The organism is Pseudomonas sp. TE6288 (assembly GCF_054062095.1).
On record NZ_JBSSEW010000007.1, the window covers coordinates 110989 to 127658 of the forward strand.

The window sequence follows — 16670 nt, forward strand, 5'->3', positions numbered from 1 at the left end:
CGACAGAAGTGTCACATTTGCTTTCATGGCGTTACGCTGGTCGGTTCTGTAAGATCGAACCCTCCTTTTTCTGCATCCGAGAGCACGACACCTTGCTGCAAAATATTCGTGTTGTCCTGGTCAATACCAGCCACCCCGGCAACATCGGCGGCGCTGCGCGTGCCATGAAGAACATGGGCTTGTCGCGCCTGGTGCTGGTGCAGCCGAAAGAATTCCCGGCCGCCGATGCCTCGGCGCGCGCCTCGGGTGCCGACGACGTGCTGGCCGGCGCCCAGGTGGTCGACAGCCTCGAGCAGGCGCTGGTCGGCTGCAGCCTGGTCATGGGCACCAGCGCCCGCGAGCGCAGCATTCCCTGGCCGCTGATCGGTCCCCGTGAGTGCGGCACCAAGGCGGTGGAGCACGCCCTGGCCGGCGAAGAAATCGCCCTGGTGTTCGGTCGCGAACACGCCGGCCTGACCAACGAAGAACTGCAGCGATGTCACTTCCACGTGCACATTCCCTCCAATCCCGACTTCAGCTCGCTGAATCTGGCCGCCGCGGTCCAGGTGCTCGCCTACGAGGTGCGCATGGCCTCGTTGGCGGTGCCGGACGCGGCGCCCAAGGTCGAGAAGGCGGACGCCAATGAGCTGGCGACCATGGACGAAATGGAGCTGTTTTATGACCACCTGGAAAAAACCCTGGTGGACATCGGCTTCCTCGACCCTGCCAAGCCCAAGCACCTGATGCCGCGCATGCGTCGGCTGTATGGGCGCAGCTCGGTCGAGCGTACGGAAATGAGCATTTTGCGCGGCATCCTCACTGAGACCCAGAAAGTTGTCCGGGGCGAGCCGCATAAACGGAAGGACTGAACGATGTTCGAGCGTCTGCGTGAAGATATTCAAAGTGTTTTCCATCGTGACCCCGCCGCGCGCAATGCCTTCGAGGTGTTGACCTGCTACCCGGGCATGCACGCCATCTGGCTGCACCGCCTGGGCAATGCCCTGTGGAAGCGCGATTTCAAGTGGCTGGCGCGCCTGGTGTCGAACTTCGGCCGCTGGCTGACCGGTATCGAAATCCATCCGGGCGCGACCATCGGCCGGCGCTTCTTCATCGATCACGGCATGGGCATCGTCATTGGCGAAACCGCCGAGATCGGCGACGACGTGACCCTCTACCAGGGTGTCACCCTCGGGGGCACCAGCTGGAACAAGGGCAAGCGTCACCCGACCCTGGAAAACGGCGTCGTGGTCGGTGCCGGGGCCAAGGTGCTGGGCCCGTTCACCGTGGGCGCCGGGGCCAAGATCGGCTCCAACGCGGTGGTTACCAAGGCGGTGCCGGCCGGCGCCACGGCGGTAGGCATCCCGGGGCGGATCATCGTCAAGACCGAGGATGACGCCATCGAGGCCAAGCGCAAGGCCATGGCCGAGAAGATCGGCTTCGACGCCTATGGCGTCAGTGGCGACATGCCGGACCCGGTGGCGCGCGCCATCGGCCAGATGCTCGACCACCTGCAGGCCGTCGACGAGCGCCTGGAGGGCATGTGTGGCGCGCTGACCCGGATGGGCAGTGACTACTGCGCCAAGGAGCTGCCAGCGCTGCCCGACGACGACTTCGCCGAGGCCTGCGTCGAGCTGAAGCAGGGCGACACTCGGTCGCATTGATTGCGCCGGCCCGATACAAGGGGCGTGTGCTCGCGCCCCTTGTCTGCTACACTCGCGGCCGCCTCCCGCATGCATACCCGACTAAAGCACTAGGTCTTATAGTTGACTTAAATGCTCGGGAATCGCATACTCGCACACATCCTGTAACTCCCGTGGTACCCATACGCCATGCGACTGACTACCAAAGGCCGATACGCCGTGACCGCCATGCTTGACCTGGCGTTGCACGCGCAGCAGGGGCCGGTGTCTTTGGCCGATATTTCCGAGCGCCAGGGCATTTCCCTCTCTTATCTGGAGCAGCTGTTCGCCAAGCTGCGCCGCAGCAGCCTGGTATCCAGCGTTCGCGGCCCAGGCGGCGGCTACCAGCTGTCGCGAGGCATGGAAACCATCCAGGTGGCCCAGGTCATCGACGCGGTCAACGAATCGGTCGATGCCACCCGTTGCCAGGGCCTGGGGGATTGCCACGCCGGTGATACCTGCCTGACTCACCACCTGTGGTGTGACCTGAGCCAGCAGATCCATGAATTCCTCAGTGGCATCAGCCTGGCCGACCTCGTCATGCGCCGCGAGGTGCAGGAAGTCGCCCAGCGCCAGGACCTGCGCCGCGTCGCAGGCCGAACCGCCCAGCTGGACAAGATTGAGACGTCCGCCGTCGACTGAAACTGCAGCGACGAGCGACGCCACCGCCTGATAGGAGATACTCAATGAAGTTGCCGATCTACCTCGATTACTCCGCGACCACGCCGGTCGATCCCCGTGTCGCCCAGAAGATGGCCGAGTGCCTGCTGGTTGACGGGAACTTCGGTAACCCGGCCTCGCGCTCCCACGTGTTCGGCTGGAAAGCCGAGGAAGCAGTCGAGAACGGCCGCCGCCAGGTCGCCGAACTGATCAACGCCGACCCGCGCGAGATCGTCTGGACCAGCGGTGCCACCGAGTCCGACAACCTCGCCCTCAAAGGCGTGGCGCACTTCTATCAGACCAAGGGCAAGCACATCATCACCTCCAAGATCGAGCACAAGGCGGTCCTGGATACCGCTCGCCAGCTCGAGCGTGAAGGTTTCGAGGTCACCTACCTCGAGCCGGGTGAAGACGGCATCGTCACCCCGGCGATGGTCGAAGCCGTCCTGCGCGACGACACTATCCTGGTCTCGCTGATGCACGTGAACAACGAAGTCGGCTCGATCAACGACATCGCCGCCATCGGCGAACTGACCCGTTCGCGCGGTGTACTGTTCCATGTCGACGCCGCGCAGTCGGCCGGCAAGGTCGAGATCGACGTGCAAAAGCTCAAGGTCGACCTGATGTCGTTCTCCGCGCACAAGGTCTACGGCCCCAAAGGCATCGGCGCGTTGTACGTCAGCCGCAAGCCGCGCGTGCGCCTGGAAGCCATCATTCACGGCGGTGGCCATGAGCGCGGCATGCGTTCGGGCACCCTGCCGACCCACCAGATCGTCGGCATGGGCGAAGCCTTCGCCATCGCCAAGCAGGAAATGGCCGCTGAAAACGTGCGCATCAAGGCCCTGAGCGACCGCTTCTTCAAGCAGGTCTCGGACCTCGAAGAGCTGTACGTCAACGGCAGCCAGACCCAGCGCGTTCCGCACAACCTGAACCTGAGCTTCAACTACGTCGAAGGCGAGTCGCTGCTGATGTCGCTCAAGGACATCGCTGTTTCGTCCGGTTCGGCCTGCACCTCCGCTTCGCTCGAGCCGTCCTACGTCCTGCGCGCCCTGGGCCGCAACGACGAGCTGGCGCACAGCTCGATCCGCTTCTCCTTCGGTCGCTTCACCACCGAGGAAGAAGTCGACTACGCCGCGCAGAAAGTCTGCGAGGCCGTGAACAAGCTGCGCGAATTGTCGCCGCTGTGGGACATGTACAAAGACGGCGTCGACATCTCCAAGATCGAGTGGGCCGCCCACTAAGCAGTCGCCGGCAAGAGCGGCTCCCTGATGAGGAAGGAATTGCACCATGGCATACAGTGAAAAGGTCATCGACCACTACGAAAACCCGCGCAACGTCGGCAAGATGAACGCCGACGATCCGGATGTCGGTACCGGCATGGTCGGCGCCCCGGCCTGCGGTGACGTGATGCGCCTGCAGATCAAGGTCAACGAGCAGGGCGTCATCGAAGACGCCAAGTTCAAGACCTACGGTTGCGGTTCGGCCATCGCCTCCAGCTCCCTCGCCACCGAGTGGATGAAGGGCAAGACCCTGGACGAGGCCGAGACCATCAAGAACACCCAGCTGGCTGAAGAGCTGGCATTGCCGCCGGTCAAGATCCACTGCTCCGTGCTCGCCGAAGATGCCATCAAGGCCGCTGTTCGCGATTACAAGCAGAAGAAAGGCTTGGTCTAAGTCGACTGCGAGGTAAGGAGTTCCGATGGCTATCAGCATGACAGAAGCCGCCGCCAACCACATTCGCCGCTCCCTCGACGGGCGCGGCAAGGGTGAGGGCATTCGCCTGGGCGTGCGCACCACCGGCTGCTCGGGCCTGGCCTACGTGCTGGAGTTCGTCGACGAGCTCGCCGCCGAAGACCAGGTGTTCGAGAACCATGGCGTGAAGGTCATCATCGACCCGAAAAGCCTGGTGTACCTCGATGGCACCGAGCTGGACTTCGTCAAGGAAGGGTTGAACGAAGGTTTCAAGTTCAACAACCCCAACGTGCGCGGTGAGTGTGGCTGCGGCGAAAGCTTCAACGTTTGAGGCTGGCTGTGGGTACTCTTTGCCATTTCGCCCTGTTCGACCTGCAACCGGCTTTTCGCCTGGACCTCGACCAACTGGCCGTTCGCTATCGTGAACTGGCCCGTGAGGTCCACCCTGACCGCTTCGCCGACGCTTCCGAGCGTGAGCAGCGTGTCGCCCTGGAAAAGTCCGCAGCATTGAACGACGCCTACCAGACCTTGCGCAGCGCGCCGCGTCGCGCCCGTTACCTGCTGGCCATCGGTGGCCACGAAGTGCCTCAGGAAGTCACGGTGCATGACCCGGACTTCCTGCTGCAGCAGATGCAGTGGCGCGAAGAGCTCGAAGAGTTGCAGGACGAAGCCGATCTTGACGGTGTTGGTGTGTTCAAGAAGCGCCTCAAGGGTGCCCAGGACGCACTGAACAATGACTTCGCCGACTGTTGGGACGATGCAGCCCAGCGCGACAAGGCCGAGCGCCTGATGCGCCGCATGCAGTTCCTCGACAAGCTCGCCCAAGAAGTGCGCCAACTCGAAGAGCGCCTCGACGATTAACCCCGGCGTCGCCCGTGATGACGCCTAAGGTACTCAGATAAGCATGGCCCTACTGCAGATCGCCGAACCCGGTCAGAGCCCTCAACCGCACCAGCGCCGCCTGGCGGTGGGCATTGACCTGGGCACCACCAATTCTCTCGTCGCCGCCGTGCGCAGCGGGCGCAGCGAGCCGCTGCCCGATGACCAGGGCCAGGTGATCCTGCCCTCGGCCGTGCGTTATCTCGAAGGCCGCAATGAAGTGGGCCAGGCTGCCCGCGATGCCGCCTCCAGCGACCCATTGAACACCATCCTGTCGGTCAAGCGCCTGATGGGGCGCGGCCTGGCCGACGTCAAGCAGCTGGGCGAGCAACTGCCGTACCGTTTCGTCGGTGGCGAGTCGCACATGCCATTCATCGACACCGTCCAGGGCCCGAAGAGCCCGGTGGAAGTGTCGGCCGATATCCTCAAGGTGTTGCGCCAGCGCGCCGAGGAAACCCTCGGCGGCGAGCTGGTGGGTGCGGTGATCACCGTGCCGGCATACTTCGACGATGCCCAGCGCCAGGCGACCAAGGATGCCGCCAAGCTGGCCGGCCTCAACGTCCTGCGCCTGCTCAACGAGCCCACTGCGGCGGCCGTGGCCTATGGCCTGGACCAGAATGCCGAAGGCCTGGTGGCGATCTACGACCTGGGCGGCGGTACCTTTGATATTTCCATCCTGCGCCTGACCGGCGGTGTCTTCGAGGTGCTGGCCACCGGTGGCGATACCGCCCTGGGCGGCGATGATTTCGACCACGCCATCGCCGGCTGGATTATCGAGCAGGCGGGGCTGTCCTCCGACCTCGACCCGGCCACCCAGCGCCAGCTGCTGCAGGCTGCCTGCGCGGCCAAGGAAGCCCTGACCGACGCCGATGTGGTCGGTGTCAGCCACGGCGCCTGGCAGGGCGAGCTGAGCCGGGTGGCTTTCGACGCCATGATCGAGCCATTGGTCGCCCGCAGCCTCAAGGCCTGCCGTCGTGCCGTGCGTGACAGCGGCGTCGAGCTCGAAGAAGTCGGCGCGGTGGTCATGGTCGGCGGTTCGACCCGCGTGCCACGTGTGCGCGAGGCGGTCGGCGCACTGTTTGGCCGTACCCCGCTGACCTCGATCGACCCGGACCAGGTGGTGGCCATTGGTGCCGCGATCCAAGCTGATACCCTGGCTGGCAACCGTCGCGAAGGCGGCGAGCTGTTGCTGCTGGACGTCATCCCGCTGTCGCTCGGCCTCGAGACCATGGGCGGGCTGATGGAGAAGGTGATCCCGCGCAACACCACCATCCCGGTGGCCCGCGCCCAGGAGTTCACCACCTACAAGGATGGCCAGTCGGCCATGATGATCCACGTGCTGCAGGGTGAGCGCGAGCTGATCAGCGATTGCCGCTCGCTGGCACGCTTCGAGCTGCGCGGCATCCCGGCGATGGTGGCCGGTGCCGCGAAGATCCGTGTGACCTTCCAGGTCGACGCCGACGGCCTGCTCAGCGTCGCGGCCCGCGAGCTGGGTTCGGGCGTGGAATCGAGCATTCAGGTCAAGCCATCGTATGGCCTGACCGACGGCGAGATCGCCCGCATGCTCAAGGACTCGTTCGTGCATGCCGGCTCCGACAAGCACGCGCGCCAACTGCGCGAGCACCAGGTCGACGCCGAGCGCCTGCTCGAAGCGGTGCAGGGCGCCCTGGACGCCGATGGCGAACGCTTGCTCAGCAGCGACGAGCGCGAAGCGATCGAATTCCAGATGCAGGAACTACGTGATTTGCTGAGCGGCACCGATGGCGCTGCCATCGAGCAACAGACCAAGCGTCTGTCGCAGGTGACCGATGCATTTGCCGCCCGTCGCCTTGATTCGACGGTCAAAGCCGCACTGGCCGGGCGCAACCTGAATGAGATCGAGGAGTAATCGATGCCGCTGGTGACATTCCTGCCGCATGAGAAGTTCTGCCCCGAAGGGCTGACCGTGGAAGTGCCGTCCGGGACCAATATCCTGGAACTGGCCCACGACCATCACATCGAGATGGAAAGCGCCTGCGGCGGCGTCAAGGCCTGCACCACCTGCCATTGCATCATCCGCAAGGGCTTCGACTCCCTTGAGGAGGCCGATGAGCTGGAGGAAGACATGCTGGACAAGGCCTGGGGCCTGGAGGCGCAGTCGCGCCTGGGTTGCCAGGTGGTCGTCGGCGATGAGGACCTCACCATCGAGATCCCCAAGTATTCGCTCAACCACGCCGCAGAAGCGCCGCACTGAGGTTTTGTACATGAGTCTGAAATGGGTTGATGTACTTGAGATCGCCATCCAGCTTGCGGAAAGCAAGCCTGAGGTCGATCCTCATTACGTGAATTTCGTCGATCTGCGCGCCTGGGTGATGGCGCTGCCTGAATTCGATGACGATCCGTCGCGTTGCGGTGAGAAGGTTCTCGAGGCCATCCAGGCGGCCTGGATCGAAGAAGCCGACTGAGCGCACGCTGCAGGTTAGGCAATCCCCTGGAACCCGCGTATAATTCGCGGGTTTAATTTTTCGCAACACTCAATATTCTGGAGTTTTCCATGGCTGTTCAACGTACTTTCTCCATCATCAAGCCTGACGCCGTTGCCAAGAACGTCATCGGCGAGATCACCACTCGCTTCGAGAAAGCCGGCCTGCGCGTCGTCGCTTCGAAAATGAAGCAGCTGTCCAAAGCCGAAGCCGAAGGCTTCTACGCTGAGCACAAAGAGCGCGGCTTCTTCGGTGACCTGGTTGCCTTCATGACTTCGGGCCCTGTTGTTGTGCAGGTTCTGGAAGGCGAAAACGCCATTCTGGCCAACCGTGAGCTGATGGGCGCCACCAACCCTAAAGAAGCTGCTGCCGGCACCATCCGTGCTGACTTCGCCGAGTCGATCGACGCCAACGCTGTTCACGGTTCGGACTCCGAAGCCGCTGCCGCTCGCGAAATCGCTTACTTCTTCGCTGCTACCGAGGTAACCACTCGCTAAGCGAAGGCTTACGAGTGAGGGTGAATCCATGACGACATCGACTGACAAGATCAACCTGCTGGGGCTTACCCTGGCGGAAATGGAACAGTTCTTCGACTCAATCGGGGAGAAGCGCTTCCGTGCCGGTCAGGTGATGAAATGGATTCACCACTTTGGCGTCGATGATTTCGCCGCCATGACGAACGTCGGCAAGGTCTTGCGCGAAAAGCTCGAGGCCGTTGCCGAAATTCGGGGCCCGGAAGTGGTCAGCGAAGACATTTCCGCCGACGGCACCCGCAAGTGGGTGATCCGCGTTGCCTCCGGCAGCTGCGTCGAGACCGTCTACATCCCCACCGACGATCGCGGCACGCTGTGCGTGTCGTCGCAAGCCGGCTGCGCCCTGGACTGCAGTTTCTGCTCCACCGGCAAGCAAGGCTTCAACAGCAACCTCACCGCCGCCGAAGTGATCGGCCAGGTGTGGCTTGCGAACAAATCCTTCGGGACCGTCCCGGCCAAGATCGACCGCGCGATTACCAACGTGGTCATGATGGGCATGGGCGAGCCCTTGCTGAATTTCGATAATGTCATCGCCGCCATGAAGATCATGATGGAAGATCTGGGCTATGGCATTTCCAAGCGGCGCGTCACCCTGTCCACCTCGGGCGTGGTGCCGATGATCGACGAGCTGGCCAAGCACATCGATGTGTCCCTGGCCCTGTCGCTGCACGCGCCGAACGACGAGCTGCGCAACAAGCTGGTGCCGATCAACAAGAAGTACCCGCTGAAGATGCTGCTGGAGTCGTGCATGGGCTATATGTCCACCCTCGGCGGCAAGCGTGTGCTGACCATCGAGTACACCCTGCTCAAGGACGTCAACGACCAGCCCGAGCACGCCGCGCAGATGATCGAGCTGCTGCGTGATGTGCCGTGCAAGATCAACTTGATCCCGTTCAACCCGTTCCCGCACTCCGGCTACGAGCGGCCGAGCAACAATGCCATCCGCCGCTTCCAGGACCTGCTGCACCACGGCGGCTTCAACGTGACCACGCGCACCACCCGCGGTGACGACATCGACGCTGCCTGCGGTCAGCTGGTGGGCCAGGTCAACGACCGCACTCGCCGCAGCGAGCGCTACATCGCGGTGCGGCAGTTGGCCGCCGACGAGCCGCAAGACAGCGCCGCGCGCCCCTGACGAGCATCTGCCCCATGAGCCTGCGCATCGCGCTGTCGATCCTGACGCTTTCGCTGCTGGCCGGCTGCGTGTCCGGAGGCGCGGGCGACCCCCTGGCCAACCGCCAGGGGCGCGAGGCGGCGGGGCAGGCCTATGTACAGTTGGGCTTGGGTTATTTGCAACAAGGTTTGACCGAGCGCGCCAAGGCCCCTCTGGCCAAGGCCCTGGCCCTCGATGCCCGCGACGCCGATGCCCATGCCGCGCTCGCCCTGGTGTTCCAGGCCGAGGATGAGCCCGCCCTGGCCGGCGAACATTTCGACAAAGCCCTGGCCATCCGCCCGGATGACTCGCGAATCCGTAACAACTACGGCAGTTTCCTATATGCTCAGGGCCGTTTCGACGAAGCCCACGCGATGCTCCTCCAGGCTGCCGCCGATACCCTGTATCCTGAGCGTTCGCGCGTCTACGAGAACCTCGGGCTCACCGCCTTGAAGCGGGGGCAGGGCGATCAGGCCCGCGAATACCTGGAAAAGGCCCTTCGGCTGAATCAGCGGCAACCGAAGGCTTTGCTCGAAATGGCTGAGTTGTCCTACGAAAACAGGCATTATGTGCCGGCCCGGAATTACTACGATCGATTCAGCCAGCTGAGCGACCAGAATGCCCGCAGCTTGCTGCTGGGCCATCGCCTGGCACTTGCCCTTGACGAGCAGGGCACCGCGGCCCGCTTGGGCCAGCAATTACAACGACTTTATCCCGGTACGCCGGAATATCAGCAATACCTGTCGGAGCAACGATGAAAGCCGCGCACACTGAAGTAGCAGCAGCGACTCGCCAGAACCCCGGTGACGTCTTGCGCCAGGCCCGCGAAAAACGCGAATGGAGCCAGGCCGAGGTCGCTCGCAAGCTCAACCTCACGGTATCTTCGCTGAACAACCTGGAAAACGGCGCCTTCGACAAGCTGCCCGGGCATACCTTCGCCCGTGGCTACATCCGCGCCTACGCCAAGCTGATGGACATGGACCAGGCGCCCCTGGTCGAGGCCTTCGACCAGATCACCGGGACCCATGCCAAAGGCAGTGAGGTGCACGCGCTCGGCCGTATCGAAGAGCCGGTACGCCTGTCGCACAACATCCTGCGCGTGGTCAGCCTGTTGCTGCTGGTCGCCGTGGTCGGCGGCGGTTTCTTCTGGTGGCAGGACCAGAGCAACCTGCGCGGCAAGGACCTGGCCAAGATCGCCCTGGAGCACGTCGAGGTCGAGAGCGCCGACGGCACCACGCAGATTCACCCGCTGGACGAGCCGGAAGACCAGGCCGTGAGCGAGGGCCAGCAGGCCGAAGGCCAGGCCCTGCCGCTGGAACCGAACAGCGCCGAGCAGACACCGGTCGCCGAGGCCCAGGCGCCAGTCGCCTCCGTGGCACCTGCAACGCCAGCCACCAGCGCCGCGCCGACTGCCGCCGCGCCTGTGGCACCGGTTGTCGCGCCAGCCGCGCCTGCCGTGGTCACCCCCGCCGCGCCTGCCCCCGCCGCGCCAACCACAGCCGTCGCGGCCACCGCTGCGGTCGCTGAAGCCACGCCGGCCCCGGCCGGCAGCGCCAAGGTTCATATCCAATTCACCGCCGATTGCTGGACCCAGGTCACCGACGGCAACGGCAAGGTGCTGTTCAGCGCCATCAAGCGCAAGGGCGACAGCCTGGAACTGACCGGCAAGCCACCGTTCGCGGTGCGCCTGGGCTTCGCCCGTGGCGCCCAGGTGAGCTACAACGGCCAGGCGGTCGATGTCGCCCCGTTCACCAGTGGCGAAACCGCTCGCCTGAAGTTGGGACAGTAAGTCATGCACGGCGAATCTCCGATCAAACGTCGCGAATCCCGCAAGATCTGGGTCGGCAATGTGCCGGTGGGTGGTGATGCGCCCATCGCGGTGCAGAGCATGACCAACACCGACACCAACGATGTCGCCGCCACCGTGGCGCAGATCCAGCGCCTGGTCGATGCCGGCGTGGACATCGTCCGTGTCTCGGTACCGGACATGGACGCCGCCGAGGCGTTCGGCAAAATCAAGAAACTGGTCAGCGTGCCATTGGTCGCCGACATCCATTTCGACTACAAGATCGCTCTGCGCGTGGCCGAACTGGGCGTCGACTGCCTGCGCATCAACCCGGGCAACATCGGCCGTGAAGACCGTGTGCGCGCCGTGGTCGATGCCGCCCGCGACCGTGGCATCCCGATCCGCATCGGCGTCAACGCAGGCTCCCTGGAAAAGGATCTGCAGAAGAAGTACGGCGAGCCGACCCCGGCGGCGCTGGTCGAGTCGGCCCTGCGCCATGTCGAGCACCTTGACCGCCTGGATTTCCAGGACTTCAAGGTCAGCGTCAAGGCCTCCGACGTGTTCATGGCCGTCGAAGCCTACCGCCTGCTGGCCAGGCAGATCATCCAGCCGCTGCACTTAGGCATCACCGAAGCCGGCGGCCTGCGCTCGGGGACGGTGAAATCCGCCGTCGGCCTAGGTATGCTGCTGGCCGAAGGCATCGGTGACACCATCCGCATTTCCCTGGCGGCCGATCCGGTCGAGGAAGTGAAGGTCGGCTACGACATCCTCAAGTCGCTGCACCTGCGTTCCCGTGGCATCAACTTCATCGCCTGCCCGAGCTGCTCGCGGCAGAACTTCGATGTGGTCAAGACCATGAACGAACTGGAAGGGCGCCTGGAGGACCTGCTGGTGCCGCTGGACGTGGCGGTGATCGGTTGCGTGGTCAACGGCCCGGGCGAGGCCAAGGAGTCGCACGTGGGCCTGACCGGCGGCACGCCGAACCTGGTGTATATCGACGGCAAGCCATCGCAGAAGCTGAACAACGACAACCTGGTCGACGAGCTGGAAAAGCTCATCCGCCAGAAAGCGGCCGAGAAGGCCGAGGCCGACGCGGCGCTGATCGCCCGCGGCTGATACACAGATTCGTAAGGACTATTCGTGAGCAAATCGCTGCAAGCCATCCGTGGCATGAACGACATCCTGCCCGACCAGTCGCCGCTGTGGCGCTACTTCGAGGGCACCGTGGCCGGCTTGCTGGACAGCTACGGCTACAGCCAGATCCGCACGCCGATCGTCGAGTTCACCGAGCTGTTCAAGCGCTCGATCGGTGAAGTCACCGATATCGTCGAGAAGGAGATGTACACCTTCGAGGACCGCAACGGCGACTCGCTCACCCTGCGCCCCGAAGGCACCGCCGCCTGCGTGCGTGCCGTGCTCGAGCACGGCATTACCGGCAACGGCCAGGTGCAGAAGCTCTGGTACATCGGCCAGATGTTCCGCCACGAGCGGCCGCAGAAAGGCCGCTACCGCCAGTTCCACCAGATCGGCGTGGAGGTGTTCAACCTCGACGGCCCGGACGTCGACGCCGAACTCATCATGCTGACGTGGCGTCTGTGGGGCTTGCTGGGTATCCAGGATGCGGTCGAGCTGCAGCTCAACAGCCTGGGCACCAGCGCAGCCCGCGCGCGTTACCGCGATGCGCTGGTCGAGTACCTGTCGGCTCGCCTCGAACAACTGGATGAAGACAGCCAGCGCCGCTTGAAGAGCAACCCGCTGCGCATCCTCGACAGCAAGGACCAGAACACCCAGGCGGTACTGGTTGGCGCACCGAAGCTCGAAGACTACCTGGACGAAGAGTCCCGCGTGCACTTCGAGGGCCTGAAGGCCCGCCTGGACGCCGCCGGCATTCCGTTCGTGATCAACACCAAGCTGGTCCGCGGCCTGGACTACTACAGCAAGACCGTGTTCGAGTGGGTCACCGACAAGCTCGGCGCCCAGGGCACCGTCTGCGCCGGTGGCCGTTATGACGGCCTGGTCGAGCAGATGGGCGGCAAGCCCACCCCGGGCGTCGGTTTTGCCATGGGCATCGAGCGTCTGATCCTGCTGCTGGAGACCCTGGGCAAGGTGCCCGAGTCGATCAGCCGTACCATCGACGTCTACCTGTGCGCCTTTGGCGAACAGGCGGAGTTGGCCGGCCTGCGCCTGAGCGAAAGCCTGCGCGACCTCCAGCCGAACCTGCGCCTGGCGATCAATGCCGGTGGCGGCAGCTTCAAGAGCCAGTTCAAGAAGGCCGACAAGAGCGGCGCGCTGTTCGCCCTGATCCTCGGCGACGACGAGCTGGCCAAGCAAGAGATTGGCGTGAAGCCCCTGCGCGGCCAGGGCGAACAACAGAACATTGCCTGGGATGCGCTTGCTGCGCACCTGGAAACCGCGATCGCCCAGGCGTGACGCGGTCCGACAACGAATAGGCGAATAGGAGTATTGGGGTGTCGAGTACCGATGATGAAGGCCTGGCAGCGGCCAAGGACTGGTGGAACCGCAACGGCAAGCCACTGCTGACCGGCGCCCTGCTGGCCGGTGTGGTGGTGATGGGCTGGCAGACCTGGCACAAGTATCAGGCCAACCAGTCGCAAGGCGCTTCGGCGCTGTATCAGGCCCTGCTGGAAACCTCGCTGACGCCAGATGGCAAGCCTGACGCGAGCAAGGTGGCGGAGCTTTCCGGCAAGCTCAAGAGCGAGTTCGGCGGCACCGCCTACGCCCAGTACGGCAGCCTGTTCGTCGCCAAGGTGGCGGTCGAGAGCGGCAAGCTGGACGACGCGGCGAGCGAACTCAAAAGCGTGATGGACAAGCCGGCCGACGCCACCCTGAGCGAGATTTCGCGCCAGCGCCTGGCCCGCGTGCTCGCGGCCCAGGACAAGGCCGAGGACGCTCTCAAGCTACTCGACGGCGACACCGACAAGGCCTTCCTGGCCAGCCGTGAAGAACTCAAGGGCGACCTGCTGGTGCAGCTGGGCCGCGCCGACGACGCGCACGGCGCCTACGAAAAAGCCAAGGCCGCGCTGTCCGACGACGCCGCGATCGGTGGCCTGCAACTGAAGCTGGATGACCTGGCCAAAGGGGACGCCTGAAGTGAAGGGTTGGAAACAAGCAGCAGTGCTCACCCTCGCCGTCCTGGCGGCGGGTTGCAGCAGCAACAGCAAGAAGGAACTGCCCCCGGCCGAGCTGACCAAGTTCACCGAGGAAGTGGTGCTGAAGAAGCAGTGGAGCCGTTCGATCGGTGACGGCCAGGGTGAGACCTACAACACCCTGGTGCCAGCCATCGAGAACGACCGCATCTACGCTTCCGATGTCAACGGCGAGGTCTTCGCGCTGAACCGCATCACCGGTGACGTGGTGTGGAAGAAGGACCTCGAGCTGCCGGTTTCCGGCGCCGTGGGCGTGGGCTATGGCCTGGTCATGCTGGGTACCCTCAAGGGCGAGGTCATTGCCCTGGACTCCAGCACCGGCGAGGAGCGCTGGCGCTCCCGCGTCTCCAGTGAAGTGCTGGCTCCGCCCGCCAACAATGGCGACGTGGTGGTGGTGCAGACCCAGGACGACCGCCTGGTCGGCTTCGACGCCGCCACGGGCGACCGTCGCTGGATCTACGAGAACAGCCCGGCCGTGCTGACCCTGCGCGGTACCGGCGCGCCGGTGGTGACCAACCGCCTGGCCGTTGCCGGCCTCTCAACCGGCAAGGTGGTGGCGGTCGACATCAGCAACGGCGTGCCAGTGTGGGAAAGCCGCGTGGCCGTTCCGCAGGGCCGTTCCGAGCTGGACCGCGTGGTGGACATCGACGGCGGCCTGCTGCTGTCCGGTGGCACCCTGTACGTCAGCACCTACCAGGGCCGCGTCGCCGGCCTGGACCTGGAAAGCGGCCGCGTGCTGTGGCAGCGCGATGCCTCCAGCTACGTGGGTGTCGCCCAGGGCTTCGGCAACGTCTACGTGAGCGAAGCGTCGGGCACCGTACAGAGCGTCGACGAGCGTTCTTCCAGTTCGCTGTGGAGCAACGATTCCATGGCCCGCCGTCAGCTGTCGGCGCCGGAAGTGTTCTCCAGCTATGTGGCTGTCGGTGATTTCGAGGGTTACCTGCACCTGCTCAGCCAGGTCGATGGTCGCTTCGTCGGCCGTGAGCGTATCGACAGCGATGGCCTGCGCGCCCGCCCACTCGTGGTCGGCGACACCATCTACGTCTTTGGCAACAGCGGCAAGCTCGAGGCACTGACCATCCGCTGAAGCTATGCTTGAGCCCGTTCGCGGGCTCAGGTTGCGGCGTAGGAAACGCCGCCCGAACTCCGGCCGCTGCCTTGCAGCGGCCTTTGCATTTTCAAGAATTCAAGAGTGGAGAGCCGCATGGTTCCCGTAATCGCCCTGGTGGGCCGCCCCAACGTCGGCAAATCCACCATGTTCAACCGCCTGACCAAGACCCGCGATGCCATCGTCGGTGACCTGTCGGGCCTGACCCGTGACCGCCAGTATGGTGATGCCAGCTGGCAGGGTCGCTCGTTCATCCTGATCGACACCGGTGGTATCACCGGCGACGAAGTAGGCATGGACGAGAAGATGGCCGAGCAGTCGCTGATGGCCATCGAGGAAGCCGACTACGTCTTGTTCCTGGTCGACGCCCGTGCCGGCATGACCGCCGCCGACCAGATGATCGCCGACCACCTGCGCAAGCGGAACAAGTCGGCGGTGCTGGTGGCGAACAAGATCGACAACATCGACCCCGACATCGCCCGCGCCGAATTCTCGCCGCTGGGCATGGGCAATGCCATCCCGGTGGCCGGCTCCCAGGGGCGTGGTATCAACGCCCTGATGGAGTCGGTGCTCGGCCACATTCCGCGTGACGCCGAAGAAGAAGCCCTCGACCAGGACGTCGCCGAAGGCGAAGAGGCCGTGCGCATTCCCGGCCCGAGCGAAAAGGATGGTATCAAGATCGCCATCATCGGCCGCCCGAACGTGGGCAAGTCGACGCTGGTCAACCGCATGCTCGGTGAAGAGCGTGTGGTGGTGTACGACGAACCCGGCACCACCCGCGACAGTATCTACATCCCGTTCGAGCGCGATGGTGAGAAGTACACCTTCATCGACACCGCGGGCGTGCGCAAGCGCGGCAAGATCCACGAGGAAGTCGAAAAGTTCTCGGTGGTGAAGACCCTGCAGGCGATCAAGGACGCCAACGTGGTGATCTTTGTCATGGACGCCCGCGAAGGCGTGGTCGACCACGACCTCAACCTGCTGGGCTTCGCCCTCGACGCAGGCCGGGCGATCGTCATCGCACTGAACAAGTGGGACGGCATGGAGCCTGGCGAGCGCGACTATGTGAAAACCGAGCTCGAGCGCCGGCTGTTCTTCGTCGACTTCTGCGACATCCACTTCATCTCCGCCTTGCACGGCACCGGCGTTGGCCACCTGTACAAGTCGGTGCAGGCCGCGTTCAAGTCGGCAGTTACCCGCTGGCCGACCAGCCGCCTGACGCAGATCCTCGAAGACGCCATCAGCGAGCACCAACCGCCGCTGGTCAACGGCCGCCGCATCAAGCTGCGCTATGCCCACCTCGGTGGCGCCAACCCGCCGCTGATCGTGATCCACGGCAACCAGACCGAGAAGGTGCCCAAGTCCTACTCGCGTTACCTGGAGAACACCTACCGCCGCGTGCTCAAGCTGGTCGGCACGCCGATCCGCATCGAGTACAAGGGCGGTGAGAACCCGTACGAGGGCAACAAGAACACCCTCACCGATCGCCAGGTCAACAAGAAGCGCCGCCTGATGTCGCACCACAAGAAGGCCGAGAAGAAGCGCCGCGACAAGCGCTGATTCCGTGCTGGC

General features: G+C 64.2%; 19 protein-coding genes. All 19 read left to right on the forward strand.

Features of this window, described 5'->3' with window-relative positions; translation table 11 throughout:
* Positions 1–92 precede the first annotated feature (92 nt).
* The 19 genes from trmJ (at position 93) to der (ending at position 16658) form a co-directional block, all read left to right on the forward strand.
* Complete coding sequence (trmJ, locus tag ACVWY1_RS09185) at positions 93–848, forward strand: tRNA (cytosine(32)/uridine(32)-2'-O)-methyltransferase TrmJ (RefSeq protein ID WP_102682080.1); 756 nt, start codon at positions 93–95, stop codon at positions 846–848.
* A gap of 3 nt (positions 849–851) precedes the next feature.
* The gene (gene cysE / locus ACVWY1_RS09190) at positions 852–1640 is read left to right on the forward strand and encodes a serine O-acetyltransferase (RefSeq protein ID WP_102682079.1); all 789 of its coding nucleotides are present in this window, start codon (positions 852–854) and stop codon (positions 1638–1640) included.
* A 168-nt stretch (positions 1641–1808) separates the two neighbouring features.
* Positions 1809–2300 carry a Fe-S cluster assembly transcriptional regulator IscR gene (gene iscR / locus ACVWY1_RS09195; RefSeq protein ID WP_023630639.1) on the forward strand — a complete coding sequence of 164 codons (492 nt, stop codon included), beginning with the start codon at positions 1809–1811 and terminating at the stop codon, positions 2298–2300.
* Positions 2301–2344: 44 nt separating this feature from the next.
* A complete protein-coding gene (locus ACVWY1_RS09200; protein ID WP_023630638.1) occupies positions 2345–3559 on the forward strand; it encodes an IscS subfamily cysteine desulfurase in 1215 nt (404 codons plus the stop codon).
* 46 nt (positions 3560–3605) lie between these two features.
* Complete coding sequence (gene iscU / locus ACVWY1_RS09205) at positions 3606–3992, forward strand: Fe-S cluster assembly scaffold IscU (RefSeq protein WP_023630637.1); 387 nt, start codon at positions 3606–3608, stop codon at positions 3990–3992.
* 25 nt (positions 3993–4017) lie between these two features.
* The gene (gene iscA / locus ACVWY1_RS09210) at positions 4018–4341 is read left to right on the forward strand and encodes an iron-sulfur cluster assembly protein IscA (protein ID WP_023630636.1); all 324 of its coding nucleotides are present in this window, start codon (positions 4018–4020) and stop codon (positions 4339–4341) included.
* Between the two features lie 8 nt (positions 4342–4349).
* On the forward strand, positions 4350–4871 hold the full coding sequence (hscB, locus tag ACVWY1_RS09215) for a co-chaperone HscB (protein WP_102682078.1): 522 nt from the start codon (positions 4350–4352) through the stop codon (positions 4869–4871).
* A 43-nt stretch (positions 4872–4914) separates the two neighbouring features.
* Positions 4915–6777: a Fe-S protein assembly chaperone HscA gene (hscA, locus tag ACVWY1_RS09220; protein ID WP_457378161.1), complete on the forward strand. Its 1863-nt coding sequence runs from the start codon at positions 4915–4917 to the stop codon at positions 6775–6777.
* Between the two features lie 3 nt (positions 6778–6780).
* Complete coding sequence (gene fdx / locus ACVWY1_RS09225) at positions 6781–7122, forward strand: ISC system 2Fe-2S type ferredoxin (RefSeq protein ID WP_046854253.1); 342 nt, start codon at positions 6781–6783, stop codon at positions 7120–7122.
* 10 nt (positions 7123–7132) lie between these two features.
* Positions 7133–7333, forward strand: coding sequence for a Fe-S cluster assembly protein IscX (gene iscX / locus ACVWY1_RS09230; protein ID WP_102682076.1), 201 nt, complete (start codon positions 7133–7135; stop codon positions 7331–7333).
* A gap of 89 nt (positions 7334–7422) precedes the next feature.
* Entirely contained in the window at positions 7423–7848 is a 426-nt protein-coding gene (gene ndk / locus ACVWY1_RS09235) for a nucleoside-diphosphate kinase (RefSeq protein WP_023630072.1), read from the forward strand.
* Between the two features lie 28 nt (positions 7849–7876).
* Positions 7877–9019, forward strand: coding sequence for a 23S rRNA (adenine(2503)-C(2))-methyltransferase RlmN (gene rlmN / locus ACVWY1_RS09240; RefSeq protein WP_102682075.1), 1143 nt, complete (start codon positions 7877–7879; stop codon positions 9017–9019).
* A gap of 14 nt (positions 9020–9033) precedes the next feature.
* Positions 9034–9795, forward strand: a complete 762-nt coding sequence (pilW, locus tag ACVWY1_RS09245) for a type IV pilus biogenesis/stability protein PilW (RefSeq protein ID WP_457378162.1) — start codon at positions 9034–9036, stop codon at positions 9793–9795.
* On the forward strand, positions 9792–10826 hold the full coding sequence (locus tag ACVWY1_RS09250) for a RodZ domain-containing protein (RefSeq protein WP_457378163.1): 1035 nt from the start codon (positions 9792–9794) through the stop codon (positions 10824–10826). The genes pilW and ACVWY1_RS09250 overlap by 4 nt, the downstream gene beginning before the upstream one ends.
* Before the next feature lie 3 nt (positions 10827–10829).
* On the forward strand, positions 10830–11939 hold the full coding sequence (gene ispG, locus ACVWY1_RS09255) for a flavodoxin-dependent (E)-4-hydroxy-3-methylbut-2-enyl-diphosphate synthase (RefSeq protein WP_023630055.1): 1110 nt from the start codon (positions 10830–10832) through the stop codon (positions 11937–11939).
* A 24-nt stretch (positions 11940–11963) separates the two neighbouring features.
* Positions 11964–13253, forward strand: coding sequence for a histidine--tRNA ligase (hisS, locus tag ACVWY1_RS09260; RefSeq protein ID WP_457378164.1), 1290 nt, complete (start codon positions 11964–11966; stop codon positions 13251–13253).
* Between the two features lie 38 nt (positions 13254–13291).
* Complete coding sequence (locus ACVWY1_RS09265) at positions 13292–13933, forward strand: tetratricopeptide repeat protein (RefSeq protein WP_038706767.1); 642 nt, start codon at positions 13292–13294, stop codon at positions 13931–13933.
* Positions 13908–15077: an outer membrane protein assembly factor BamB gene (bamB, locus tag ACVWY1_RS09270; RefSeq protein ID WP_094011722.1), complete on the forward strand. Its 1170-nt coding sequence runs from the start codon at positions 13908–13910 to the stop codon at positions 15075–15077. The genes ACVWY1_RS09265 and bamB overlap by 26 nt, the downstream gene beginning before the upstream one ends.
* 117 nt (positions 15078–15194) lie before the next feature.
* The gene (gene der / locus ACVWY1_RS09275) at positions 15195–16658 is read left to right on the forward strand and encodes a ribosome biogenesis GTPase Der (RefSeq protein WP_102682071.1); all 1464 of its coding nucleotides are present in this window, start codon (positions 15195–15197) and stop codon (positions 16656–16658) included.
* The last annotated feature ends 12 nt before the right edge of the window (positions 16659–16670 follow it).